The sequence below is a fragment of the Shewanella sp. cp20 genome (genome assembly GCF_000832025.1).
Lineage (GTDB): Bacteria > Pseudomonadota > Gammaproteobacteria > Enterobacterales > Shewanellaceae > Shewanella.
In genome coordinates this window covers 1-2,448 of the sequence record NZ_JPII01000044.1, presented here as the reverse complement: position 1 = coordinate 2,448, position 2,448 = coordinate 1, and the positions used below count along the sequence as shown (strand labels likewise).

The window sequence follows — 2,448 nt, the reverse complement described above, 5'->3', positions numbered from 1 at the left end:
ACTGGCACTGGCACTGGCACTGGCACTGGCACTGGCACTGGCACTGGCACTGGCACTGGCACTGGCACTGGCACTGGCACGCATGAAAATCCATTACATATTGATAGTCAACAAAATATTGAAATAGTTAAAGAAAATAGTGCTATAGATACTGCGTCGGGCACACTATCAGCAACGGGTGACACCAAAGATGGCATCACCTGGTCGGTAGAAACAAGCAAGGGGCAATATGGTGATCTCGTGCTGAACGCCAGCACAGGTGAATGGCAGTATCATCTCAATAATTTCGATGCCAAGACCAATTCCTTATTCGAAGGTGAACGTCACAACGAAACCTTCACCATCTCGGCTACAGATAATCAAGGCAATAAAGTCAGCAGCGTCATACAGGTCACCGTTGAGGGCAGCAATGATCTGCCTAGGGTTTCAGGTGTACATCATGCTTGCCTGAACGAACAGGGCTCAGTGGATCGGGCATCTGGGCAATTAATCGCCACGGATCCCGACTCGGGAGACAGTATTCACTGGGCTGTACCACATTCATCAGGCGTCTATGGCGAATTGGTGATCGATCCCGATACGGGTGTCTGGCAGTATAAGCTGGACAATACATCACCCAATACTCTCTCGCTGCATTCAGGTCAAGTTGCCATCGATACCTTTAGAGTCACTGCTACCGATAGCTCTGGGCAACCAGTCAGTCAGATTGTGACCATAGAAGTTCATGGGACTAATGAGCACGCCCTCATCCACGGCATAGCAAGTGGGTCGGTGACAGAAGATAAAAAAATTAACGCCGGGCAGCTTCAAACCACAGGGCAAATGACGGTGACCGATCCCGATAGTGGAGAAAACCAATTCACTGCTACTAGCTTACAGGGCCAATACGGCTCCCTCACCATTAATGAACTCGGCCACTGGACCTACACCGCCGACAACTCGCAAGCCGCCATTCAAGGGCTGAAATCCGGCGATCACTTAACCGATACCTTAATCGTCCATAGCGTCGATGGCGGCGAGCAGAAAATCACTGTCACCATCAACGGTACCGACGACAAGGCCGTGATTGGCGGCACTTCGACAGAGATGGTGACCGAGGATAGAGATCTCTACCAAGGCCAACTGAGAGTCGATGGTGCCCTGACGATAACCGATGCCGACAGCGGACAAAACCAATTTACCGCCAGCTCGTTACAAGGCCAGTTTGGCAGCCTCACTATCAACGAGCATGGCCACTGGACCTACACCGCCGATAACTCACAATCTGCGATTCAAGGGCTGAAAGCTGGTGAGTCGCTCACCGAAACCTTACTGGTGCACTCGGTCGATGGCACAGCGCAAAAGGTGACCGTGACCATTAACGGCACCGACGACAAGGCCATGATTGGTGGCACTTCAACGAGGACGGTGACCGAGGATAGAGATCTCTACCAAGGCCAACTGAGAGTCGATGGTGCCCTGACGGTAACCGATGCCGATAACGGACAAAATCAATTTACCGCCAGCTCGTTACAGGGTCAGTTTGGCAGCCTCACTATCAACGAACTCGGCCACTGGACCTACACCGCCGACAACTCGCAAGCCAGCATTCAAGGGCTGAAATCCGGCGAACACCTAACCGATACCTTAATCGTCCATAGCGTCGATGGCACTGAGCAGAAAATCACCGTCACCATCAATGGTACCGACGACAAAGCCGTGATCGGCGGCACTTCGACAGGGATGGTGACCGAAGACAGAGACCTGTACCAGGGGCAGCTCCGCGTCGATGGCACGCTCACCGTCACAGATGCCGATAACGGACAAAATCAATTTACCGCCAGCTCGTTACAGGGTCAGTTTGGCAGCCTCACTATCAACGAGCATGGCCACTGGACCTACACGGCGGACAACTCACAAGCCGCCATTCAGGGGCTGAAATCCGGTGAACACCTAACCGATACCTTAATCGTCCATAGTGTCGATGGCAGCGAGCAGAAAATCACCGTCACCATCAATGGCACCGACGACAAGGCCGTGATTGGCGGCACTTCAACGGGTACGCTGACCGAAGACAGAGGCCTGTACCAGGGGCTGCTCCGCGTCAATGGCGCGCTCACCGTCACCGATGCCGACAGCGGGCAAAATCAATTTACCGCCAGTTCGCTTCAGGGCCAATACGGTTCCCTCACCATCAACGAACTCGGCCACTGGACCTACACCGCCGACAACTCGCAAGCCGCCATTCAGGGGCTGAAATCCGGTGAACACCTAACCGATACCTTAATCGTCCATAGCGTCGATGGCAGCGAGCAGAAAATCACTGTCACCATCAACGGCACCGACGACAAAGCCGTGATTGGTGGCGTCGACACAGGTCATGTCACTGAAGATGTCAATACCTACTCACCCGTGTCATTCCTGGCCAATATGATCCATTGCAGTGGACAGCTAACGATCACCGATGCA

General features: G+C 53.2%; 1 protein-coding gene. It reads left to right on the top strand.

Features of this window, described 5'->3' with window-relative positions:
* Positions 1–99 precede the first annotated feature (99 nt).
* Positions 100–2,448, top strand: a 2,349-nt coding sequence (locus DB48_RS14335; RefSeq protein ID WP_327270819.1) for a VCBS domain-containing protein, incomplete at its 3' end; no start/stop codon positions are given.